We start from the raw sequence: 23,328 nt of genomic DNA on the forward strand, positions 1-23,328 counted from the left end.
CTACTTCTTCATCTGCTCCTTGAGCACCGCGAGCTTGGCGAAGGGAGAATCCGGATCGATCGGTTTCTCCTTGCGCGGCGGCTTGGCTTCGAAACGCAGCGGCTGTGGCGCGCCGCGATTGTTGCGGTCGTTCCGGTCATTGCGGTCTTTCCGCTCGCCGCGATCCTGACGATCGCCGCGTTCGGAGCGGTTACCCTGATTCTGAGGACGGCCGCCATCGCGGTTGTTGCCGCGCGGGCCACGGTTGTCGCCGCGAGCTTCGCGCCCTTCCCGATTACCATCACCGGTCGGTTGCTGCTCGCCACCGCCGCTGTTGCGACGATTGCCCTGCTGGCCACGTCCCTCGCCCTGGCCCTGCTGGCCGCGGCGATCGCCTTGGCCGCGTCCGCCCTGGCGCTGCTGGTTGTCGTTGCGTCCGCCAAGGCGCCAGAGCAGAACCGGCTTCGGTTCGGCCGGCTCGGCAGCGGCCGCGTCGGCAGCATCAATAGCAGAGGCTTCCACGGGCTCGGCAACGGCCGGCTCCGCTGGAGCCTCAGCGACAGGGGTTTCCGTGACAGGGGCTTCCGCAGCGGGAGCAGCCTCCTGAGCAACGGTTTCGCCTTCGGTTGCCGGTTCATCGCTGGCGCCATCGGCGTCGTCATGATCGGCACTCTCGGCGGCAACTTCGGCAGACTGCGGCGCCGGAGCCGAGGAGGCATCCTGCTGCGCGAGGTGGGCCGTCGCATCCTCCGCCTTCACGGCATCGGCGCGATAGCCGAGACCCTTGAGGATCTCTTCCATGTCTTCGAGTGTCGCGCCGAGGATGGAAAGCATCGCCGTCGTCGTGGTGAAGCGGCGGCCGTCATAGGCGCCTTCCGGACGCGACGCCTGACCCGGCTTCCACTGCAGCAGCGGACGGATGATATCCGCCAGGCGCTCGAGAATGTCGATGCGCACCGCGCGCTTGCCGAGGAAACGGAAACCAGCGAGCTTGTAGAAGGTGCGCTCATAGGTCGGGTCGGTAACGACGGAGGTCCGGCCGGCGGCGAGCACCGGGATCAGGTCGCCATAGCCCGGCTTATCGAGGCCGTCATTCTTCAGCGCCCAGAGCAGGGTGATGAGTTCGGCCGGTGCCGGCTTCAACAAGGCTGGCACGAAGATGTGGTAGGCACCGAAGCGGATGCCATAGCGGCGCATCGAGGCGCGTCCATCCTGATCCAGCGACTTCACCTCTTCGGTGACGTCGCGGCGGAAGAGCACGCCGAGATTTTCGACCAACTGGAAGGCCAGCCCCTTGGCAAGCCCCTGCAGATCCTCAGCACGCGACAGATCGTCGAGCGGCTTCAGCACCGTGCTGATATGATGGTTCACGAAGCGCTCGATGCGCGCTGCGACATGATCGCGCGCATTGCTCGTCAACTGCTCGTCGGCGAGCAGGATGACGCGCGGCCGCATGATGTGATCGCTGCCCGACAGGCGCGCCACGGGATCGCCGAGCCAGCGGACAAGACCGTCCGCGCTGATCGCCAGATCGCTATTGCCGGCCGCATGCATCCGGGCGGCGCGCGCCTCGAACTCCAGCGCGAGCGCCTTTAGCGAGGCGGTCTGGACAGCCTTGGCGTCCGGTCCCTCGGTTCCCGCGATAGGCGTGAACCGGAATCCGGTCAACTGCCCCACATGATGCCCCTCAACGAAGACATCCCCATTCACACTGATTTCAGCTTCCAGCATCGCATTCTCTCTCAGGCGCTTCATGAGCACAGATGTCCTGCGATCAACAAAGCGGTTCGTCAACCGTTCATGTAACGCATCGGACAATCGATCTTCGATTTCCCGCGTCTTTTCTTGCCAGTGTGTCGGATCGGCAAGCCAACCGGGCCGGTTCGACACATAGGTCCAAGTCCTTATCTGCGCGATTCGCGCCGAAAGCGTGTCGATCTCGCCATCCGTCCGATCGGCGCGATGCACCTGTTCGGCAAGAAACTCCTCCTTTACCGTGCCATAGCGCACGAGGTCGGAAAAGAGGGCAGCGATAAGATCGGCATGCTGGGCGGGCGTAATACGCCGATAGTCGGGAAGCGCACAGGCTTCCCATAATTTTTCCACCCGCTCCGGGCTGCTGGCGAGATCGGCAATCTCCAGATCGCGCGACAGATGTTCCAACGCCTGTTGATCAACCGCCGGCAGTGCGCGTGTCAAGCCCTGCACGCGGGGCGCGCTTTCGAGGCTCGCGCGCAACGAGGCTATCGACGAAAAATCGAAATCCTTGGTGCGCCATTGCAGCACCTTGACCATGTCGAACTCGTGACCCTCGATGCGCCGCACCAGCTCATCGTCGAAGGGATCGACCTGCCCGGTCACGCCAAAGGTGCCGTCCTTCAGATGGCGACCGGCGCGGCCGGCGATCTGGCCGAGTTCGCCCGGATTGAGATTGCGAAACTGATAGCCGTCGAATTTGCGGTCCTGGGCAAAGGCGACGTGATCGACATCGAGATTGAGGCCCATGCCGATCGCATCGGTCGCAACCAGATATTCGACATCGCCAGCCTGATAGAGCGCCACCTGCGCATTGCGGGTGCGCGGGCTGAGCGCGCCAAGCACGACCGCGGCCCCGCCGCGCTGGCGGCGGATGAGCTCGGCGATGGCGTAGACCTCGTCGGCGGAAAAGGCGACGATCGCGGTGCGCTGCGGCAGGCGGGTGATCTTCTTCTGCCCGGCATAAAAGAGATGCGACAGGCGGGGCCGCTCGACGACGGTGATCCCCGGCAGCAACTGTTCAAGGATCGGCCGCATGGTACCAGCACCGAGCAGCAGCGTCTCGTCGCGGCCGCGCAGATGCAGGATACGGTCGGTGAAGATATGGCCGCGCTCCAGATCGCCGGCAAGCTGCACTTCATCGATGGCGACGAAGGAGGCGCGTGTCTCACGCGGCATGGCCTCGACGGTGCAGACCGAATAACGCGCATTGGGCGGCGAAATCTTCTCTTCGCCGGTGACCAGCGCGACATTCTGCGCGCCAACCTTCTCGACGACACGCGTATAGACCTCGCGCGCCAGCAGCCGCAGCGGCAGGCCGATCACGCCGTTGCCATGCGCCACCATGCGCTCGATAGCGTAATGGGTTTTGCCGGTATTGGTCGGTCCGAGCACCGCGGTTACGCCGCGTCCGCTCTGGATCATTGGCTGCGAGGTCTGAGTCATAGGTCCATGCATGGCGAGAAACCACTGTCTTGCGATCAGCAAGCTCCCCAGGAAAGAGAAGAAGAGATGACGACCATATGTGACAAAGGCAAGACCTGAATCAAAAAACAACCGCCGCAACACTCGATTTCATAAATAGCAATCTCAACCAAAAGCTACATTATCGCTACATCCCAAGCGAGTCCCGACGAGTCCGGAACAGCTTGTGAACGAATCAGCGACGAATCGCTGACTCCCGAGAGTTCCTTTTTTGTTCACTACAACATGTGGATTTCGATTACCAGACTCACACCAAATGCTGAATCGTCTTTTGACTCGCTTTTCTCAGAAAAAGAACATCAAGCGGCTATTCGACCGGGATCATGACTGTCGCGGGAAACATGGTTAACCATTTGTAAATTCGACAATTTCCATTGAGAATCCGGCGCAGATAGGTGCCCCGTTAAGATTCTGGTCAAAGCCGGAACGAATCGGCGACGAATCATCGACTTCTTAGGATTCCACCTTTGTTCTCCACAATATCTAGCGCATTTACGGAGAAAGGACACAGGACTCCGGATGGTTGAAGCGCGAAATCGGCCCGAATCGGGGATTGCAATTAACCTTTAAGCGAAATCGAATAAAAGAAATCAATAAATTCCCGCAGTAATTGTACTCGTTAACACCCCGACCAAAGCCGGAACGAATCGGCGACGAATCGCTGATTTCATCGTGTATTCCATTTGTTCACGGCTAGATCTAGCGTTCGGATGAAGAGGCCGGTCCAAATGGAGAATGGAGAGACGGAGCAGACCGACCGGAAAGTTTCCGATATTAACGATTTCGGTCGGCGGGCACTACCTCTAGGCGATCAAACCCAAATCCGAATGTCCGAAAAAGATAGTCGTTTCGAGGGCCGACGTTAACCAAAGTCCAAATGCAGAACGAATCGCCGACGAATCACAGACAGGGCCATTTTCCCGTTTCGTTCACCGCAACATATTGTATTTAAATCAATTTTTAACCATACACCACGATCATTAACTGGCATTTTCCGCGCGCTGCGCTCCATGCCGTTAACCTTTCATCATGGCGTACCCATCCACCTCTCGGCCCAATGTTATTTCTGAGCCGGAACAATTTATCGCGACGTGAGTTTCCCCAGACAGCGAAAACGATGCGCCGTCCGTTTGGTAGGAACGGGATAGAAGGTGTGTCGGCTGAAGCAACGATCGGCTTGCATGAAGTTTCAAGCCAGATGAAAAGCTTAAGACGCTAGATGAGGAGGAAACAAGCCATGCTTGGTACCATTTTGCTCGTGATACTGATTCTCCTGCTGATCGGCGCATTCCCGAGCTGGGGTTACAGCCGAAGTTGGGGATATGGTCCATCGGGTGGTCTCGGCCTCGTTCTTGTCATTGTTCTCATTCTACTGCTGATGGGCCGAATCTGATCCGGCTGATAATGTTGAAAACCTCGCTATACCAGGGAGCAAATACCATGAAAAAAATCATCGTCGCGATCGCCATTGTTGGCGCGCTCGCCTCGTGCACCGCAACGGAGAAGGGCACAGCCATCGGTGCGGGAACCGGCGCGCTCATCGGCGGCGTTGCCACCAATAGCTGGGGAGGTGCTGCAGTCGGCGCCGTGGCCGGCGGTGTTGTCGGCAATCTTATCGGCCGGTCTCATGAACGCCGCGGCTACTGCATCTACCGCGACCGTTATGGCAATCGCTATGAGGCGCGTTGCCGCTAAGACAGTCACCTCCGGCCGGCCGTCAACGCTGTGTTGGCGGCCGGTCGTGAAGGTCAAGACGTCATGCCGAAAACTTCGAACCGGCATTTTTAGACCAATAAAGGCACCCGCGCCGATCGCGTAGGGATGGGTAACGTTTTTGAAAAGGGACGGACACCATGGTTGCAATCATCGCAGGCATCGCAGCACTCGCTCTCGTCGGCACCAGCTTCATCGTGCTGATCCACGCCTCACGGGTGCGTGACAGGGAAATGCGCCGGATGGTCTTCAAGCCCGTCATCCTGGAGTTCAAACCCAGGCAACAGCGCACCGGGAATTCAAGCCGGCGCTGATTGCCAGGCACTCCCGACAATCAGCCAACCCATTGTTCCCCTCGGCTCAAACGACGAACTGCCCGCCATTGGCGCTGATCGTCGATCCGGTGATGAAGCCGGCATCATCGGCGGCGAGGAAGACGACGACGCGCGCGATTTCCTCCGGCTCCCCCAGGCGTCCAACCGGAATCTGCGGGATGATACGCTCGTTCAGCACTTTTTCGGGCACCGCAAGCACCATTTCCGTACCGATATAACCGGGGCAGATGGCGTTGACGGTGATGTTCTTGGCCGCCCCTTCCTGCGCCAGCGCCTTGGTGAAGCCGAGATCGCCGGCCTTGGCGGCGGAATAATTCGCCTGACCCATCTGGCCCTTCTGGCCGTTGATCGACGAGATGTTGATGACACGGCCAAAACTGCGGTCGCGCATGCCCTGCCAGACATGATGCGTCATGTTGAACAGGCCGGTGAGGTTGGTATTGACGACCTCGTTCCACTGCAGCGGCGTCATCTTGTGGAACATGGCGTCGCGGGTAATGCCGGCATTGTTGACGAGGATCTCGACAGGCCCGAGTTCGTCCTGCACCTTGGCGATGCCCCTGCCACAGGCCTCATAGTCGGTCACATCCCATTTATGGACAGAAATGCCCGTCACCTCATGGAAGGCCCGCGCCTTCTCCTCGTTGCCGGCATAGGTCGCCGCGACCTTGTAGCCCGCGTTACGCAACGCCATCGAAATGGCTGCCCCGATGCCGCGCGTACCGCCTGTCACCAACGCCACTCTGCTCATGTGCCACTCCCCTTTGTTGTCGCTAGGGCGGGAGGATCGATTCTGGAGTCGTCCATCCCGCGCCCGCTTTTATTGAGCCTGATCGTGTTCAAAAACCGTCTCGTGCCGTCCGGGGACCGCGCAAAGGCCTCAGAACGCCTCGAAGCACATGGCCACGCCCATGCCGCCGCCGATGCAAAGCGTGGCAAGGCCCTTCTTGGCGCCACGGCGCTTCATTTCGAACAGCAGCGTGTTGAGGACGCGGGCGCCGGAAGCGCCGATCGGGTGGCCGATGGCGATCGCGCCGCCATTGACGTTGACGATCGACGTATCCCAGCCGAGATCCTTGTTGACGGCGCAGGCCTGGGCGGCAAAGGCCTCGTTGGCCTCGACGAGATCGAGCTCGCCGACCGACCAGCCCGCCTTCTCCAGCGCCTTGCGCGAGGCCGGGATCGGGCCTGAACCCATGATCTGCGGATCGACGCCCGCCGTCGCCCAGGAAACGATGCGGGCAAGCGGTGTAATGCCGCGACGCGAGGCTTCCGCTTCGGACATCAGCACGGCAGCCGCCGCGCCGTCATTGAGGCCGGAGGCATTGGCTGCCGTCACCGTGCCGTCCTTGTCGAAAGCGGGACGCAGCTTGGCCATGCTGTCCAGCGTCGCACCATGGCGGATATATTCGTCGGCATCGACGATGATGTCACCCTTGCGGGTCTGGATCGTGAAGGGAACGATCTCATCCTTGAACCGCCCGGCCTTCTGCGCGGCCTCGGCCTTGTTCTGGGAAGAAACAGCGAACTGATCCTGTTCGTCGCGCGAAAGCTGCCACTGGCGGGCGATGTTTTCCGCCGTGATGCCCATGTGATAGCCATAGAAAGCATCCGTCAGGCCGTCCTTGATCATCGTATCGATCATCTTCATGTCGCCCATCTTGGTACCGGCGCGAAGATGGGCCGCGTGCGGTGCCATCGACATGGATTCCTGGCCGCCGGCGACGATGATCCTGGCGTCGCCGGTTGCGATCTGCTGCATGCCGAGCGCGACGGCGCGCAAGCCCGAGCCGCAAAGCTGGTTGACGCTCCAGGCAGTCGCTTCCTGCGGAATACCGGCCTTCATCGCGGCCTGGCGGGCCGGATTCTGCCCTTCGGCGGCCTGCAGCACCTGGCCGAGGATCACTTCATCGACTTCCTTGGCATCGACGCCGGCGCGCTCCAGCGCCCCCTTGATGGCGGTCGCACCGAGTTCATGGGCCGGAATAGCCGCAAACGCGCCGTTGAAAGAGCCGACGGCGGTGCGGGCGGCACTGGCGATAACGATGGATGGATTGCTCATGGAAGCCTCCTCACAGGATGAACATATATGAGGCGAAACTGTCAAAGCTTTGCGCCCGAGTCAAACTGCAAGACGGCGGTTGCCCATATTTCAGCAAGCCGTCACCACCAACGAAAAATACAACCAATAGAAAGGGCTTGCCGCATCGCACAAAGCGATTGTCACCAAGCTTCTTTTGCGTCTACACTTGGTAATGGAGGAGTATTCCATACAATCAGACGGGGTCAGGAGACTGAGTAATGGCAAAGAATGAGGGCCAGATCGTAATCAAGAAATACGCCAACCGCCGCCTATACAATACTGGCACCAGCACATACGTGACCTTGGATGACCTGGCGGAAATGGTGAAAAAGGGAGAGGAATTTACCGTTCAGGACGCGAAAAGCGGCGACGACATCACGCATTCGGTCCTGACACAGATCATTTTCGAACAGGAATCAAAAACCGGAAACACGCTCCTGCCAATCTCCTTCCTCCGGCAGCTGATCGGCTTTTACGGCGATCAGATGCAGATGGTCGTACCGAGTTTTCTCGAACATTCCATGCGCTCCTTCACCGAGCAGCAGGTGCAGATGCGCGAACAGATCAACCGCGCCTTCGGCGAGACACCGCTCGTCAAGAATTTGCAACTCCCGATCCAGATGGTCGAGGAACAGGTCCGCCGCAACACTGAGATGTTCCAGCAGGCCATGCAGATGTTCTCGCCCTTCATGAAACCGCCGGCGAAGGAAAGCCGCAAGGCGGAAGCAAAGGACATCGACGAGCTGAAGGAGCAGCTCCGCGCCATGCAGAGCAAGCTGGATAGCTTGTGAGATAATCCCCTTCTCCCCTCGGGGAGAAGGTGCCCGAAGGGCGGATGAGGGCGCCGAGAAGCGATGCGACGAAGGTCCTAAGCGGAAGCGAAAGGCAATTTTCCCGGTAACGCCCCCTCACCCGGCGCTCCGCGCCACCCTCTCCCCGCTGGGGCGAGGGTATAAGCAAGCCCCTATACATCCCGAACAAAACAGAAAAAGGCCGGCGAAACGCCAGCCTTTTCAATCTCACCCCTTAAGGGAGCGCTTAGATTATGCGCTTTCCTTCGGCGTCAGAACCTGACGGCCGCGGTACATGCCGGTCTTCAGGTCGATGTGATGCGGGCGACGCAGTTCGCCGGAGTTCTTGTCTTCAACGTAGGTCGAAGCCTTCAGCGCATCAGCCGAACGGCGCATACCGCGCTTGGACGGGCTTGTTTTTCTCTTCGGTACAGCCATTTTCGTTACTCCACTTTGCGGACGAAACATGTCAGCGGCCAGCCAGGCGGCCGAAACAGACATGGATCAATTTCGGAATTTGGTGGGGCTTATACATACCTTGCGGGGCTTTGACCAGTCCCTCACAGCATTTTTTGCCCGCGCCACCGGATTCAGATGGATTGAAGCGGAATCGGCGATCAAGCCTCGTCCACCGCCACGCGCCACGTCTCTTCAAGGGCCGCCTTTTCCCATTTCTGCCAGGCGGGGAGTGCCTTCATCGCCGCCATGTAATCCAGCGTGTCGGCGGCGCTGACGAGGTCATAGCTCTCGAAGCGGCTGACCACCGGCGCGAACATCGCATCGGCAGCGGAAAACGCGCCGAACAGGAAAGGACCGCCGGACCGGTCCCGCGCCTCGCGCCAGATCGTCTCGATGCGCGCCACGTCGTCCGTGACGCCTTCCGGGAGATCGAGCCGGCTGACGGGACGGCGCATGTTCATAGGGCAGGCGCCGCGCAGGGCACTGAAACCGGCAAGCATCTCCATGCTGTAAGACCGCGCAACGGCACGCGCCTGCCGGTCCCCAGGCCAGAGCCCCACTTCGGGAAAAAGTTCGGCCGCATATTCGATGATCGCCAGCGATTCCCAGACCTTGAACCCGCCATGAGCCAGCAACGGCACCTTGCCCGTCGGCGAGACCGCGCGGATGGCCGGGTTGCCGGCCTCGAAATCGAAGGGGATCAGCACCTCCTGAAAAGGAACGCCGCAGCCCTCCAGCGCGATCCATGGCCGGAACGACCAGGAGGAATAGTTCTTGTTACCGATATAGAGGGTCAGTTTGTCCATGGTTGGTCCCTTTTGGTCCGCGAAAGGCCGGTGGGCGCAGTTCGAGCAGCCTCATATTCCAGCCGAAAATGCCAGATGTCAGCCGCACGATCGAACGACAAGTTCTGATATCAGTTATAAAGGCATTTGATGTACTCGCCGGAATTCGCCGCCCGCCGCTGGATCAGCGAGGCGAGCTGGCGCAGCCCGCGTCCCGGCTTGCTCGCCACCCGATCGATCGGATTGGGCAAGGAGACGGCGAGAAGAGCTGCCTGACGCGCGTTGAGTTTCGAAGCCGGCACCTTGAAATGATAGCGCGCGGCCGCCTCGATGCCGTAAATGCCCGGCCCCCATTCGGCGATGTTCAGATAGACTTCCATCATCCGCCGCTTCGACCAGACGAAGGAGGAGGAGACGGACAGTGGCAGCTCCATCGTCTTGCGCACAAAGGAGCGGCCGTTCCAGAGAAAGAGATTCTTCGAGGTCTGCATCGGGATCGTGCTGCCGCCGCGTGTCGATTGGCCCTTCAGCGTCTGCTGCACAAGCATGCGCATCTCACCCCAGTCGACACCGCCGTGAAAGCAGAATTGCCCATCCTCGGACGCCATGACCGATCGCACCAGCACCGGCGATATCTTGTCGAAGGAAACCCATCGGCGGTCGTATCCCTGAAATGTCACGGCATCGCGCAGCATCAGCGTCGAAACCGGATGAACGAAAGGCAGGATGTAGAGGACGATGAGCAGATAGGGCAGCAGCAGCAAACCGACGACGACGAGAACGATGCGCTGCGGCAGCGGACGGGCCATGAACCGCGCAAGCAGGGCCGAGCGTCGCGGCATCTCGGCTTCCTCCTCGCTGTCCGTCGATATGTCCAATTGCCGAAGGTCCACCATCACCCCATCCCAGAGCACCCCTTGCACATTCGAGGAACGCGCTGGGAATGCTTCAATCGTCATACCGTCTACACAAAGCGATGACCAGAGTGCGACGAGATTCCCACCCCGGCTGTTGACAATTGCCGTTGCCAGCGACCGGCACTCATGCCAAACAGCGGCCATGGACAGCACCACTTCCTCCTTCGAACATCGCCTCAGGGATAATGCCGGCAAGGTCGAAGCCGTCCTGAGCCGGCTTCTCGCGGATGCCCGCCTGGATGACGAGATCGCCCGTCCAGCCCGCCTGCTCGAGGCGATGCGACATGGCGTGCTGAACGGCGGCAAGCGGCTGCGGCCCTTTCTCGTGCTGGAGACAGCCGCACTTCTTGGCGGCAACGCCGATGCGGCGCTGCGGATCGGCGCGGCGCTCGAATGCGTTCACTGCTATTCCCTGGTGCATGACGACCTGCCGGCCATGGACGACGACGATCTGCGTCGCGGCCAGCCGACCGTCCATATCGCCTTCGACTACGCAACCGCGATCCTTGCCGGCGACAGCCTGCTGACCTACGCTTTCGATATCATCGCCGCCCCGGAAACGGATCTACCGGCGGACCGGAAGATGGAGCTCGTGCTGGCGCTGTCGCGCGCGGCCGGCATCGGCGGCATGGCCGGCGGCCAGGCGCTCGATCTCGCCGCCGAGAAGGTGACGCCGGACGAACAGGGCATCACCACTCTGCAGGCCATGAAGACCGGCGCGCTGATCCGCTTTGCCTGCGAAGCCGGCGCCATCCTGGCCGGCGCTCCGGCCGGAGACCGCCAACGGCTGCGCAGCTTCGGCGAAAAGATCGGCCTTGCGTTCCAGCTTGCCGACGATCTCCTCGACCTCACTGCCGACGCCGCCACCATGGGCAAGGCCACCGGCAAGGATGCCGCCCGCGGCAAGGGCACGCTGGTGGCGCTGCACGGTCGGGAATGGGCCGAGACGACGCTTGCGAGACTGGTGAGCGAAGCAACGGAGCTGCTGTCTTCCTATGGGGAAAAAGCGGCCATCCTGATCGAGACCGCGCGTTTCGTGGCAAACCGGAAGAGCTGAGCCTTCGCTTCAGGCGTTATTAGATCGCCGGACATGTCCCCGTGACAAGAAATCGCGCGGAAAACGGGTGACGACCAGGCCTTTCCATGGCAGATATCGTCGCCTGAAATCCCCCCGGAGCCATCCCATGCATGAGGCGCTCGCCTATCTGCCGCAGATCCTGCCGGCCTATATCGCCTATATCATCGCTGTCGTCAGCCCAGGTCCCGCGATCATGGCCATCATCGCCACGTCGATGACCCATGGCCGCAAGTCGGGCATGGCGATCTCGCTCGGCATCTTCGGCGGCTCGCTGACATGGGCGATCGCGGCGGCCGCCGGGCTGGCGACCCTATTGCATACCTATGCGATCGCGCTCGAGATTCTCAAGATCTTCGGCGGGCTCTATCTGCTCTATCTCGCCTACAAGGCATTGCGCGCCGCGCGCGCAAGCGGCGACTTGCAAGCGGCCGTGACGGAGGCAAAAGCACCAAGCTACAGGTCGCTGATCCTGCGCGGCTACGGCATCCACGTCACCAATCCGAAGGCGATCTTCGCCTGGCTCGCCATCATCGCGCTCGGCATGCCGCAGGGCGCGCCGGCCTCGGTTGCGGTGCTGATCATAGCGGTTTGCGGAACGACCGGCTTTATCGCCTTCATGGGCTATGCGCTGCTGTTCTCGACGCCGCATGCGCTGAAGATCTACAGGAATGGGCGCCGCTGGATCGAAGGCGCTATGGCCGGCTTCTATTGCTTCGCCGGCATCAAGCTGCTGACCAGCAACATCTAAGGCAAGATTTGGCGGCGGATCACTCCGCCGCGACGCTCTTCTGGCCGAAACGCTTCTCGATATAATCGGCAACCAGCGCCTCGAAGTCCGAGGCGATATTCGGGCCACGAAGCGTCATCGCCTTCTGGCCGTCGATGAAGACGGGGGCGGCTGGCGATTCGCCGGTGCCGGGCAGCGAGATGCCGATATCGGCATGCTTGCTCTCGCCGGGGCCGTTGACGATGCAGCCCATGACGGCGACGTTGAGCGCTTCGACACCCGGATATTTGTCGCGCCAGACCGGCATGTTCTTGCGCAGGTCGTTCTGGATGTTCTGCGCCAGTTCCTGGAACACCGTGGACGTCGTGCGGCCGCAGCCGGGACAAGCCGCGACGACGGGCACGAACTGGCGGAAACCCATCACTTGCAGCAGTTCCTGCGCCACCTGCACCTCGCGGGTGCGGTCGCCATTCGGCTCCGGCGTCAGCGAGACGCGGACGGTATCGCCGATGCCGTGCTGCAACACATAGCCCATGGCCGCCGACGAGGCGACAATGCCCTTGCTGCCCATGCCGGCCTCGGTGAGCCCGAGATGCAGCGCGTGATTGGAGCGCTCAGACAGCATGGAATAGACGGCGATCAGGTCCTGCACCTGGCTGACCTTGGCGGAGAGAATGATGCGGTTGCGCGGAAGGCCGATTTCCTCGGCGAGATCCGCCGAGATCAGAGCCGATTGTACGATCGTCTCGCGCGTCACCTGGCGGGCCGAGAGCGGCGAGCCAGCGGCGGAGTTCTGGTCCATCAGCGCCGTCAAGAGATCCTGGTCGAGCGACCCCCAGTTGACGCCGATGCGAACCGGCTTGTCGTAGCGGATCGCCATCTCGATGATCTCGGCGAACTGCTTGTCCTTCTTGTCCTTGAAGCCGACATTGCCGGGATTGATGCGGTACTTTGCCAGCGCCTCGGCGCAGGCCGGATGATCGGCCAAAAGCTTGTGGCCGATATAGTGGAAATCGCCGATCAACGGCACGTCCATGCCAAGCCGCAGCAGCCGTTCGCGGATCTTCGGCACGGCGGCGGCACTTTCGTCGCGGTCGACGGTGATGCGCACCAGCTCCGAGCCGGCCTTGAAGAGAGCTGCCACCTGCGCCACCGTCGAATCGATGTCGGCGGTATCGGTATTGGTCATGGACTGCACAACCACGGGCGCGCCGCCGCCGACGATAACGCCGCCGACATCGACGGCAACGGAGGAACGGCGCGGCTTCGGATCAAAATCACTGGCGGACGACATGGAAAACTCTCGTTAGCCCTAGGGAATTGCTGCCTTTCAGGTGGATCACGGAGCGGTCGTTGTCAACCGCTCCGGATATCACTTTCTCGGGCTGGAACATGACCATAACAGGTCACGACGGCCGAATTAATGCGAATTCTCGCCGATGCCGTCGGCGTAACGCGCCAGAGACGACAGCGCCAGGACGACGAGCAGCAGCACCGGCAGCGCCAGCAGCACCGGCGAGAAGCCGACATGCTCGGCGGCAAAACCGATCGCCGAGGGGGCGACCAGCATGCCGGAATAGCCGAGCGTGGTGACGACCGAGATGCCGATACCCGGCTGCAGCCCCGGAATATTGCCGGCGGCGGAAAAGGCGATCGGCACCATGTTAGAAATACCGATGCCGCACAGCGCGAAGCCGACAATGGCCAATTCCGCATTCGGCGCCAGCGCCGCGATCACCATGCCGACAATGGCGAAAACCGTGCAGACGCGCAGCGTCTTGACCGCGCCCAACTGGTCGCGAACGAAATCGCCGGCAAAGCGCATTGCCGCCATGGTGAGCGAGAAAGCGGCGAAACCAAAGCCCGACAGCGTCACGGAGGCTGCCTTTTCCTGGCTGAGATAGAGCGCGCTCCAATCGAGCACCGCGCCCTCCGGCATCATCGAGAACAATGCCATGAGGCCGAGCAGCCAGGGCAGCGGAACCATCGGCAACCGCGCCTTGGGCTTGGCCTCGTCCGGATGCGGCTGGTCGCCGAGGATCATCGGCCATGCCACGGCCAGGATGAGGATGGAAAGCACGGTGACAACCTCGGCATGGCCGAGGAAGCCCAGATGCGAGATCAGGAAACCGCCGATTGCCGCACCGAGGAGACCGCCAAGACTCCAGAAGGCGTGGCAGGACGACATGATCGCCCGGCGCATGGATTTCTCCACGGACACGGCATTGGCGTTCATCGCCACGTCCATGGCACCGATGAAACCGCCGAACAGGAAAATGGCAATGGCCGCGGTCCAGACACTTTCGACCAGGGTCATGGCGAGCAGCATCGGCACGAGCAGCACGGCGAAGGCCTTGACGACGATCTTCGAGCCGCGCCCGGCGATCTGCGCGCCCGCAACCGGCATCATCACCAGCGAACCGACGCCGAAGACCAGGATCATCAGGCCCAGTTCGAACTTGCTCAGTTGCAGCCGCTCGGCAAACTCCGGAATCTTCGGTGCCCAGCAACCAACGCTGAAGCCGTTCATCAGAAACAGCAGCGAGATGGCCGCGCGCGGTTTTGTGAAGAATCCGCTTCTGCGCGCCTGCAAACCCTCGGACTGCATCATATCATTCATGAAAAATCTCCCAAATCGGTGCCGCCAAGATATTTAAATCGATTGAAATCGCAATATCCGAAAACAGGCGCACCGGTCACGTTTCATCACCATCTGTTAAAACGGAGGCGACGGAGCCACAACCACGAATAAATATTTCCAACCTGATCTGCCCTGCTCATATGGTCTATTGACGACGAAAAGGTAGGCTCCTATCGCTTGAGGCCTGAAAGATTCCTCGACTGCTTCGCATCGGCCCTTCCCCTTGGTACCCCAGTGAAAAACCCCATCAGCTACGGCATCCTGCTTACGGTGTTCGGCTATATGCTGTTTACCGCCCATGATTCGGCGGTGAAACTGCTGGTCGTCACCATACCGGTCTGGCAGGTGCTGTTCCTTCGAAGCTGTGCCATCCTTGCCGGCTGCTTCGTCTACGAGGGGCCGTCGCTGGTGCGCAAGGTGGCGCGCTCACCGGTGGTCAAGCCGATGATCATACGCAGCATGCTGCTGCTGATCGCCTGGATTTCCTATTATTCGGCCGCCAAATATCTCCAGCTCGCGGAGGTCACGACGCTCTACTACGCCGCCCCGATCGTCGGCACGATCCTTGCGACCATCGTGCTTCGGGAAAAGGTCACCGTGGCGCGCTGGACGGCGGTCGGCGTCGGCTTCTGCGGCGTGGTGATCGCCTCAAACCCGGTGGGACTGTCGATCTCCTGGCCGGTCTATCTGGCCCTGCAGGCAGCCGTCCTCTGGGCGACCGGCATGGTGCTGCTGCGCAAGACCGCGCTGCATGAAAAGAGCCACATCCAGATGGCCGTCTCCAACATCATGCTGATCCTGATGACCGGCACGATGGCGATCCTGCACTGGAAGACGCCGACGGGCTACGAACTCATCCTGCTCTGCACCACCGGCATCTTCGCCGGCATCGGCCAGCTGGCACTATTCGAAGGCATGCGCCAGGCCCCGGTCTCGGTGCTGGCGCCGTTCGAATATACCTCGCTCGTCTGGGCCTTTGGGCTCGGCTACCTCATCTGGGGCGACGTTCCCAAGATCAACACCTTCATCGGCGCGATCCTGATCCTCAGCGCCGGGCTGATTATTATCTTCAGCGAACGGCGACGGCGGCGCACAGCTGCGGCTTGAGCCGCGCCGGCGTGCTTTCGGCAGGCACAAGCCAAAGACTGCGTCGCAAACAAACGCTTCAACCGCCGCCGGATTGCCGGGATTTTATTCGGCCTGAACGACAGGCTGCCCGATAGGTTTCGAACGCCTCATCAAGAAAGCCTGCATCGGTCGCTCGAAAAACTTCAGAAGCGTCACCGAGATCCCGATCGTGCAGAGCGTGACCAGCGCTAATATTGCCGTCACAAAGGATATGGAAAAGTGCTCGCCCAGCAATTTGATTGGAAGCTGCAACGTGTAGGGATGTATGAGGTAAAGCGAGTAGGAAGCGTCTCCGAGGAGAACCAGGATAGCCCATACTTTTCCACCTGGTAGGCGCATGAGCAGGAAGCCCGAGACCAGCAGGACCGCAAACAGGCTTGAGGCGAAAAGACTGGGGCCGGCGAATGTCACGATGAGGAAATCGGCTCCACACGCCAGAATAACCAGCGCAACCGCGACGGTGTTCGATCCGCTCCTGAAGGAGCTGGACGCGGAGTGTGCTTTGTGAAGCATCATGCCGAAAGCGAACTCAATCAATATCGGGCTTGTGTAGAAACGCCATTCGACGGACCCGTGCGGCCAGATCATGCCTAACGCCACCAAGGATAGGACGATTGCGCAGGCATACCATGTCGCCTTGGTGCCAAACAGCAGGCAGGCACCGTAAATCATGTAGAAGAACATCTCGTAACAGAGCGTCCACCCCAGAAACAGAATCGGCTGTATGGCGCCTCCGTTTTTCTGATAAGGGATGAACAGAAGAGATTTAGCCACAGTCTCCACGTTCACGATCGTCGAGTTGAGCAGGTTGGGCTTCACAAGCGCAATCAAGATAATCGCGAGCGTCAGCAGCCAGTAGAGCGGAACGATTCTGGAAAGTCGTTTGCGGGCGAAATAGGCAACCCCGCGCGCCGGATCGGAGGAGTAACTGATGATAAATCCGCTGAGAACGAAGAAAACGTCGACGCCGGCTGCGCCCATGCCGAGATAGTTGCGATCGAGATGATACTGTATCGTAAGACCGCTTCCGAAATGGAAGAGAACCACGGCGAAAGCCGCCGCGAACCGAAGTAATTGAAGAGATTCCAGATGCTTCGAGTTTGATTGCCGAATTGAAAGTACGCGCTCGTTAATCATGACGGCCCCAATCCGCTTTGATTGTCTGTTCCAGCACTATTGCCATTGCCGCATTGGTGCTGCGGCTTGGATGCCAATCGCATCCGAAATCTGTCGGTTTGACCCGCAAGTTCAGATACCGCAGACGATTTTCGCCTTTCGCGGCGCTCGTCTGGACGGCGAGCTCAATTGCTTTCTCCGCTACATCGAAATCCTTCTGGGACATCATCGGACCGAGTGCGGCGTAGAGATACGCCTTCGGAAACTGATGCCTCAGCCTGGCGACGAGCCTGACGTATTCGTCGACAAAATCGCTGGGATTCTTGTTGCCCGAGAAGTCGTTCGTTCCCAGGTTGATAACCACTGCGGAAACGCGTTCATTTGGGACGCTGGGTGCGCCACGTCTCAACGGCGTCACGTTATCGATCACATCAGCCATGGTTTTCGTGCCTTTGCCGGCATGCGAAAGACCGATTCCTGAAACCGCGAGCGTCGTCAGTTCCATCCCCAGACTGCGCGCTGCCACTGCGGCATATGTCAAGTATTGGTTTTCCGTATCAGGGCTGAATTTGCATCCAGGGCCGACGCCCTCGACGCCATAGCCGGCTGTAATGGAATCTCCTATCGCCACCAGCTCGTCCGTCGGTGCCGCTGCCGGGAGAAAAGAACCGTCGGTCTCAGCCGAAACGAATGTGGTATCGCCAATCCATCCCTCGGTGCGGCGCGTCGCGCGAACCTCATGGACGCCTTGCTGCAACCCGTCGGCAAGCTGGTATTGGTGCTGTCCCGCCAGCAGATCGAGGCGCTGGGGAACACCATCCACTTCGATCTCCAGGCTGTTTTTTCCGGTATCGACGAGCGTGACGGAGAGTGATCTGCCTTCGAAACGAAGCGCGAAACCGCTGCCAGGCCAGCCAAAAGCCGCATCATCAGCAGCAACCCGGCCGATCCATTTCGATGGCCGCTCAGTCGTTTCTGCCGCAAAGGTCGGCATGAAGGTAGACAAACCCAGAAGGAAAGACGCAGCCGCGACAAAAAGCCTAGTACTAGTAACCGGCCAGGGCCGCCAGCGCGCAACGATGGGCAATTCGTCACCTCTTCGGACTGTGTCAGACCAATTCCTGCACTTCACTAGCTGATAGAAACGCATTTCGATTGCCGCCGGTGTCTCCCGGCAAACCGGCAGGACACATTAATAGCGCGCACGCTCTACGTGAACGATGCCACACCTAAACAACAATCAAATGACGCACAGAACAACATTGAGAGAAATGGAGCAACATTTGGAGAAGTAGGGCAATATTGAAAATTGTTACCATGCCGCTGATGCCAGGTCGATCAGTAATTATGGACGGTAAATAGAGACAGAAGCGCTCTTAGAGCGCTCAATTGCAACATATTGAGAAAAATATTCGCAATTGCCCATTTGTTTCGCAGTTTTCTACGTTTTCGTGCTCCGACTTTTCTGCGATTTATGCAACATTGATTGCTACACGTTCCAGAAACAGAATAAAACGATGAACTGATTAGAGGGCAACATCGGAATCCCCGATGACACCATCGTTTTTCTCCGTTTTCCCTCCCCGAACCTCTCTGCCAAGTCTTCGCCCGCAATCATTCACCTTCGGGACAAAAGACATGGCACTTGCAGATATCGCGAATTCACGAATTCTCATCGTCGGCGGCAGTTCCGGGATGGGCTTAGCGCTGGCAAAATCCGCGCTCGCTGCCGGCGCGGAGGTGATCATCGTCGGGCGGAGCCAGGACAGGCTCCGGCGCGCCAGCGCGGAGTTGCAAAATCCGGCACTCTCCACAGTGGCGGTCGATATCACGCAGGAAGCACAGGTCGCCGACCTGTTCGACCGGATCGGCCGGCTCGATCATATCGTCAGCACCGCCGCCGATATCGAGGGCGCCTATGAATTGCTGCCGGCGCTGGATCTGAAAGCCGCGCAACGGGTCGTAGAGAGCAAATTTTATGGGCCGCTGCTGCTTGCCAAATATGGCGCGCCAAAGCTTGTCGCTACCGGCTCCATCACCTTCACCTCCGGCATCGCGGCCTATCGCCCATCGGCGCGCGGGTCGGTGGTCGCCGCCGTCAATGCGGCGCTCGAGGGGCTGGTGCGTGCGCTTGCGGTCGAGCTGGCGCCGATCCGCGTCAATGCCGTTTCGCCTGGCTGGGTCGACACCCCCATCTGGACATTCGTTGCCGGCGACAAGAAGGACGAGACGCTGGACGCCATGGCAAAGCGGCTACCGGTCGGGCGCGTCGGGCAGCCGGAGGATATCGCCGACGCTATCACCTATCTGATGGGCAACGGCTTTACGACGGGGACGACATTGCATGTCGAGGGCGGACATCGGCTGATCTAGCCGGCGCGAAATGATTGCTCGCAGCCGCGAGCAACGATCGCAGCGCTGGCGGCTGAACCCGCCGGCGCCGCCAAATCATCACAAGCGAGACCGTTTGCGTCGGCCCCGGCCATGGCAATTCGCTGATCTCGTCGCGATCGAGTGCCTCGGCAACAGCAAGGCGCGGCACCAACCCGACGCCAGCCCCGGCTGCCACAAGCCGTGCGATCGCGTTTATGCTGCCGACCTCGGCGGCGGGCTTCGGCGCCACTATGCCAGCCTCGGCAAACGCCGTGTCGAACATGGCCCTGTAGGCGCAGCCGACTTCGGTCGTCAAAAAATCCATCGAGGCAAGCCCGGCCAGATCCGGCTTTCCCACCGGAAATTTCCCCGCGGGGGGTGTCGCAAGGATCAGCGGCTCGGTCGCGATCACGCGGCTGACGAAACGCTCGTCCAGACCACCCTGATCGAAGCAGAAAGCGACCTCGATCTCGCCGGCCTCGAGCTTGCGCAAGAGATCGCCGCTGCCAGCGACCTTCAGCCGGAGACTGATACCCTGATGGTCGGTCTGGAAAGCAGATAGCCATGCCGGAAGCTTGACGGCGGCAATCGTCTCCAGCGCGCCGATGGTGACCGATCCGGCCTCGTGCCCGGCGGTTGCCGCCACCGCCGCCCGCGCCTCGTCCGCCAGCGCCAATAGCTCCTGGGCATAGGAGACCAGCGTCTCACCCGCCTGCGTCAGCTCCAGACCCCGCTTCGAGCGGTTGAAAAGTGCAGCACCCAGCTCGGCCTCCAGCGACTGCATCTGGTCGCTGACGCTGGATTGCGCCAGATGAACCTCCTCACCCGCCCGGGTGAAGCTTTTGCTCCGGGCGACCGCGAGAAATGTCTTGAGAAGGCGAGGATGCATCGGGACGAGCCGCATTTGTTCGGGCCAGCAGCAACATCAAGATGACGAGGCGGCGCCCACTTGGGGGAACGCTGCCACATCGCCGATATCGCCGTCAACAAGCCCGGCCTTCGCGACCGGCCTTGGCGGAACGTGATCTATATCCAGAGATCGTTTTCAGCCGTCCTCTCGCCGCCTTCATGGCCGGTGTTCAAGGTGCCGCGCGGCTCGATCAGCATCATCCGGACTTCCTTCTCCGCGAACGGCTTGTGTTCCACGCCCTTCGGAACGACGAACATCTCGCCGGGTCCGACATGGACGGCACCGTCGCGAAAATCGATCCGCAACTGCCCCTCGAGAACGATGAAAGTCTCGTCCGTTTCCGGATGATCGTGCCAGATGAAATCCCCCTCGATGCGGACGAGCTTGAACTGGTAGTCGTTCATCTCGGCGATGACACGGGGCTGCCAAAACCCCTGAAGCTTTCCAAGCTTCTCCTGGAAGTTGATGGGCCGCCTGGTCGATGCCGCGCTTATGTCTGTCATGGTCTTCCCTTTCGAATACAGGAAGGGAGGTTATGAACCGCGGCCTTGGATCGATCTTGAACGTTTGTGCAAAGAGAGAAAGGTCTTGCGAATCGCATAAGTGCGTGCTTATGTGTTGTCATGATCGAGAACGACATATTCCGAGCTCTGGCTGATCCGACCCGCCGGGCAATCTTTGAGAAGCTGGCGGCAGGCAGCACGAACGCCAGCGCCTTGCGCGAGGGCATGGAGATCAGCCAGCCGGCGATGTCCCAGCACCTCTCGGTTCTTCGGAGTGCCGGGCTTGTCAAGGAAGAACGACAGGGGCGTTTCGTGAACTATGAGGTCGATCCGGAAGGGCTGGCTCTCATCGCGGAATGGTTGGCGAAATATCGTGCCTATTGGCCTGCGCGCATCGACGCTCTCAAGGTCTTGCTGAAGGATATGGATCAATGAACGACGGAAAGACCGACAAGCAGAAAAACGGGATAGCGCTTGAGTATGAGCTCAATGAGCCCCCGCAAAAGGTCTGGCGCGCAATCAGCATTCCAGAGTTTCGCGAAAGCTGGCTGCCGAAGGAAGCGCTGGCGGATCCCGAGGCGACCTCTGTCACGCCCGGCGAGGAGGTTTGCTACAGGATGCGCGACAACGCACCGCCATTCCTTGAAAGCACTGTGACATTCAGGATTACCCCGAACGCGACCGGTGGAACCAGCCTGCGGATCATCCACGAACTGACTGACATGAGGTTCGACCGGATGACGAGGGCCGCCGAAAACAACAACAGTCCGCCTCTCATGCTCGCTGCCTGACGGCCGCGAGTCCCGCACAAATCCTGGAAGATTGGAGTTCGCCGATGCGCGAAGCGATGCAACTCGTCCCTATGGTCATAGAGCAATCCAGCAGAGGGGAGCGATCGTTCGACATCTATTCCCGCCTGCTGCGGGAGCGAATCATCTTCCTCAACGGCGAGGTAAACGATACCGTTTCAGCTCTGGTCTGCGCACAATTGCTGTTTCTTGAGGCGGAAAACCCCAGGAAACCGATCAGTCTCTACATCAATTCGCCGGGCGGCGTCGTGACCAGCGGCCTCGCCATGTATGACACGATGCACTACATCCGCGCGCCGGTGCACACACTCTGCATGGGGACGGCCCGTTCGATGGGATCGTTCCTCTTGATGGCGGGCCAAGCCGGCGAGCGATCCGCACTGCCCAACTCCAGCATCCACATCCATCAGCCATTGGGTGGCTTCCAAGGACAAGCGTCCGACATGCTCATCCATGCCGCGGAAATGGAGCGAACCAAGCACCGCATGACGCGGCTCTACGCTGAACATTGCGGACGCACCTACGAGGAGTTCGAGCGCGCGATGGACCGCGATCGTTTCATGACTGCGGAAGAAGCTCTCGAATGGGGCCTTATCGACCGCATCCTCCGGGTTCGCGAGGAAGATTCGCTTGTAGTCCCAGAGAGCTGAGTGCGATCAGGGCACCAACCGGCAATGCCGCAGAATAGGGAGTGCTGCAGCCGCTGAACTATGCGCGTACTGTCGGCACATAGTTGCGGTATGCTCGGCAAAGCTGTCGAATCCACCGACTCTTGAGAAAAATATTCGCAATTGCCGATTTCTTTCGCAGTTTTCTACGCTTCCCCGCTCCGATTTTTCTGCGATGTATGCAACATTGATTGCAACACGTTCCAGAAACGGAAGAAAACGATGAACTGGTTGAAGACCGTAGCCGCTGCTGCCCTTGTGCAGGCCGCTTTCCTTTTGCCCGCCCATGCCGGCGATAACCTCAAGGCGATCCAGGACGCCGGCGTACTGAAGGTTGGCACGGAAGGCACCTATGCGCCCTTCACCTTTCATGACGCGAGCGGCAAGCTCGTCGGCTTCGATGTCGAGATCGCCGAAGCCATCGCATCCAAGCTCGGCGTCAAGGCCGAGTTTCTGGAAGGCAAGTGGGACGGCCTGATCGCCGGCCTCGACGCAAAGCGCTACGACGCCGTCATCAACGAAGTCGGCGTCACCGATGCCCGCAAGCAGAAGTATGACTTCTCCGACCCCTACATCGCCTCCAAAGCCGTGCTGATCGTCAAGGACAGCAACACCGACATCAAGGATTTCCCTGACCTCAAGGGCAAGAAGTCCGCGCAGTCGCTGACCAGCAATTTCGGCAAGCTCGCTCAGGCGTCCGGCGCCGAACTCGTCGGCACCGATGGTTTCGATCAGTCGATCCAGCTTGTGCTCACCGGCCGCGCCGACGCCACGATCAACGACAGCCTGTCCTTCCTCGATTTCAAGAAGCACAAGCCCGACGCGCCGGTGAAGATCGTCGCCCAGCAGGCCAATGCCGATTTTTCCGCCGCCATCATCCGCAAGGGCGAGCCGGAACTGCAGGCCGCCATCAACAAGGCGCTGGCCGACATCAAGGCTGACGGTACCTACGCCAAGATCTCCGACAAATACTTCGGCCAGGACGTTTCGAAGTAAGTGGGAATAGGCAGAAACGCCAAATTGTGAAAAAGATGCGTCCGGGGCCATCCCCGGACGCATTTTATTATGGAAAG

The 23,328-nt window shown here is 60.1% G+C and carries 24 protein-coding genes; 12 read left to right on the forward strand and 12 right to left on the reverse strand.

Annotated features, from left to right (window positions below; translation table 11 throughout):
• Positions 1-3,180, reverse strand: coding sequence for a helicase-related protein (locus EX00_RS01810; protein ID WP_047453709.1), 3,180 nt, complete (start codon positions 3,178-3,180; stop codon positions 1-3).
• A gap of 1,276 nt (positions 3,181-4,456) precedes the next feature.
• Between EX00_RS01810 and EX00_RS30905 the strand changes: the two genes are divergently transcribed.
• From EX00_RS30905 to EX00_RS31670, 3 genes are all read left to right on the forward strand, one after another.
• Positions 4,457-4,612 (forward strand): DUF3309 family protein, encoded by a 156-nt coding sequence (locus EX00_RS30905; RefSeq protein WP_080761183.1) that lies wholly within the window; start codon positions 4,457-4,459, stop codon positions 4,610-4,612.
• Between the two features lie 47 nt (positions 4,613-4,659).
• Entirely contained in the window at positions 4,660-4,914 is a 255-nt protein-coding gene (locus tag EX00_RS01815) for a YMGG-like glycine zipper-containing protein (protein ID WP_047453542.1), read from the forward strand.
• A gap of 158 nt (positions 4,915-5,072) precedes the next feature.
• Positions 5,073-5,246: a hypothetical protein gene (locus EX00_RS31670; protein ID WP_202903676.1), complete on the forward strand. Its 174-nt coding sequence runs from the start codon at positions 5,073-5,075 to the stop codon at positions 5,244-5,246.
• Between the two features lie 46 nt (positions 5,247-5,292).
• Here the strand turns inward: EX00_RS31670 and phbB are convergent, their stop codons facing one another.
• Together phbB and EX00_RS01825 are read right to left on the reverse strand one after the other, a co-directional pair.
• On the reverse strand, positions 5,293-6,018 hold the full coding sequence (gene phbB / locus EX00_RS01820; RefSeq protein WP_047453545.1) for an acetoacetyl-CoA reductase: 726 nt from the start codon (positions 6,016-6,018) through the stop codon (positions 5,293-5,295).
• A 129-nt stretch (positions 6,019-6,147) separates the two neighbouring features.
• Positions 6,148-7,329: an acetyl-CoA C-acetyltransferase gene (locus EX00_RS01825; RefSeq protein WP_047453547.1), complete on the reverse strand. Its 1,182-nt coding sequence runs from the start codon at positions 7,327-7,329 to the stop codon at positions 6,148-6,150.
• 239 nt (positions 7,330-7,568) lie between these two features.
• Here EX00_RS01825 and phaR point away from each other — a divergent pair, with 239 nt between their 5' ends.
• On the forward strand, positions 7,569-8,141 hold the full coding sequence (phaR, locus tag EX00_RS01830; RefSeq protein WP_047453550.1) for a polyhydroxyalkanoate synthesis repressor PhaR: 573 nt from the start codon (positions 7,569-7,571) through the stop codon (positions 8,139-8,141).
• Positions 8,142-8,393: 252 nt separating this feature from the next.
• Here the strand turns inward: phaR and rpmF are convergent, their stop codons facing one another.
• The 3 genes from rpmF to mtgA form a co-directional block, all read right to left on the reverse strand.
• Positions 8,394-8,579 (reverse strand): 50S ribosomal protein L32, encoded by a 186-nt coding sequence (rpmF, locus tag EX00_RS01835; protein ID WP_006724402.1) that lies wholly within the window; start codon positions 8,577-8,579, stop codon positions 8,394-8,396.
• Positions 8,580-8,758: 179 nt separating this feature from the next.
• On the reverse strand, positions 8,759-9,406 hold the full coding sequence (locus EX00_RS01840; protein ID WP_047453558.1) for a glutathione S-transferase family protein: 648 nt from the start codon (positions 9,404-9,406) through the stop codon (positions 8,759-8,761).
• A 110-nt stretch (positions 9,407-9,516) separates the two neighbouring features.
• On the reverse strand, positions 9,517-10,263 hold the full coding sequence (gene mtgA / locus EX00_RS01845; RefSeq protein ID WP_047453711.1) for a monofunctional biosynthetic peptidoglycan transglycosylase: 747 nt from the start codon (positions 10,261-10,263) through the stop codon (positions 9,517-9,519).
• A 181-nt stretch (positions 10,264-10,444) separates the two neighbouring features.
• On the opposite strand from mtgA, the gene EX00_RS01850 reads away from it, so the two are divergent.
• On the forward strand, positions 10,445-11,359 hold the full coding sequence (locus tag EX00_RS01850) for a polyprenyl synthetase family protein (RefSeq protein WP_047453560.1): 915 nt from the start codon (positions 10,445-10,447) through the stop codon (positions 11,357-11,359).
• 127 nt (positions 11,360-11,486) lie between these two features.
• On the forward strand, positions 11,487-12,128 hold the full coding sequence (locus EX00_RS01855) for a LysE family translocator (protein WP_047453562.1): 642 nt from the start codon (positions 11,487-11,489) through the stop codon (positions 12,126-12,128).
• Between the two features lie 19 nt (positions 12,129-12,147).
• On the opposite strand, the gene ispG is transcribed toward EX00_RS01855, so the two are convergent.
• Together ispG and EX00_RS01865 are read right to left on the reverse strand one after the other, a co-directional pair.
• A complete protein-coding gene (gene ispG / locus EX00_RS01860) occupies positions 12,148-13,401 on the reverse strand; it encodes a flavodoxin-dependent (E)-4-hydroxy-3-methylbut-2-enyl-diphosphate synthase (RefSeq protein ID WP_047453563.1) in 1,254 nt (417 codons plus the stop codon).
• Positions 13,402-13,527: 126 nt separating this feature from the next.
• A complete protein-coding gene (locus EX00_RS01865; protein ID WP_047453565.1) occupies positions 13,528-14,727 on the reverse strand; it encodes an MFS transporter in 1,200 nt (399 codons plus the stop codon).
• Positions 14,728-14,982: 255 nt separating this feature from the next.
• Between EX00_RS01865 and EX00_RS01870 the strand changes: the two genes are divergently transcribed.
• Positions 14,983-15,855 (forward strand): DMT family transporter, encoded by an 873-nt coding sequence (locus tag EX00_RS01870; RefSeq protein ID WP_047453567.1) that lies wholly within the window; start codon positions 14,983-14,985, stop codon positions 15,853-15,855.
• 84 nt (positions 15,856-15,939) lie between these two features.
• Here the strand turns inward: EX00_RS01870 and EX00_RS01875 are convergent, their stop codons facing one another.
• Both EX00_RS01875 and EX00_RS01880 read right to left on the reverse strand, forming a co-directional pair.
• Positions 15,940-17,013: an acyltransferase family protein gene (locus EX00_RS01875; RefSeq protein WP_047453569.1), complete on the reverse strand. Its 1,074-nt coding sequence runs from the start codon at positions 17,011-17,013 to the stop codon at positions 15,940-15,942.
• Positions 17,006-17,986, reverse strand: coding sequence for an SGNH/GDSL hydrolase family protein (locus EX00_RS01880; RefSeq protein WP_047453572.1), 981 nt, complete (start codon positions 17,984-17,986; stop codon positions 17,006-17,008). Before EX00_RS01880 ends, EX00_RS01875 begins: the two co-directional genes overlap by 8 nt.
• Positions 17,987-18,630: 644 nt before the next feature.
• Here EX00_RS01880 and EX00_RS01885 point away from each other — a divergent pair.
• Entirely contained in the window at positions 18,631-19,365 is a 735-nt protein-coding gene (locus EX00_RS01885; RefSeq protein WP_047453573.1) for an SDR family oxidoreductase, read from the forward strand.
• Here EX00_RS01885 and EX00_RS01890 read toward each other — a convergent pair.
• Both EX00_RS01890 and EX00_RS01895 read right to left on the reverse strand, forming a co-directional pair.
• Positions 19,316-20,254, reverse strand: coding sequence for a LysR family transcriptional regulator (locus tag EX00_RS01890; protein ID WP_047453713.1), 939 nt, complete (start codon positions 20,252-20,254; stop codon positions 19,316-19,318). The genes EX00_RS01885 and EX00_RS01890 overlap by 50 nt on opposite strands.
• A gap of 137 nt (positions 20,255-20,391) precedes the next feature.
• Positions 20,392-20,778, reverse strand: coding sequence for a cupin domain-containing protein (locus tag EX00_RS01895; RefSeq protein WP_047453575.1), 387 nt, complete (start codon positions 20,776-20,778; stop codon positions 20,392-20,394).
• 120 nt (positions 20,779-20,898) lie between these two features.
• On the opposite strand from EX00_RS01895, the gene EX00_RS01900 reads away from it, so the two are divergent.
• The 4 genes from EX00_RS01900 (at position 20,899) to EX00_RS01915 (ending at position 23,251) form a co-directional block, all read left to right on the forward strand.
• Positions 20,899-21,213 carry an ArsR/SmtB family transcription factor gene (locus EX00_RS01900; protein ID WP_047453577.1) on the forward strand — a complete coding sequence of 105 codons (315 nt, stop codon included), beginning with the start codon at positions 20,899-20,901 and terminating at the stop codon, positions 21,211-21,213.
• Entirely contained in the window at positions 21,210-21,569 is a 360-nt protein-coding gene (locus EX00_RS01905) for an SRPBCC family protein (protein ID WP_047453580.1), read from the forward strand. Before EX00_RS01900 ends, EX00_RS01905 begins: the two co-directional genes overlap by 4 nt.
• A 44-nt stretch (positions 21,570-21,613) precedes the next feature.
• Positions 21,614-22,237, forward strand: a complete 624-nt coding sequence (locus EX00_RS01910; protein WP_047453582.1) for an ATP-dependent Clp protease proteolytic subunit — start codon at positions 21,614-21,616, stop codon at positions 22,235-22,237.
• A gap of 240 nt (positions 22,238-22,477) precedes the next feature.
• A complete protein-coding gene (locus tag EX00_RS01915; protein ID WP_047453584.1) occupies positions 22,478-23,251 on the forward strand; it encodes an amino acid ABC transporter substrate-binding protein in 774 nt (257 codons plus the stop codon).
• Positions 23,252-23,328 lie beyond the last annotated feature (77 nt).

The sequence above is a fragment of the Martinezella rhizogenes genome, assembly GCF_000799715.1.
Lineage (GTDB): Bacteria > Pseudomonadota > Alphaproteobacteria > Rhizobiales > Rhizobiaceae > Rhizobium > Rhizobium rhizogenes_C.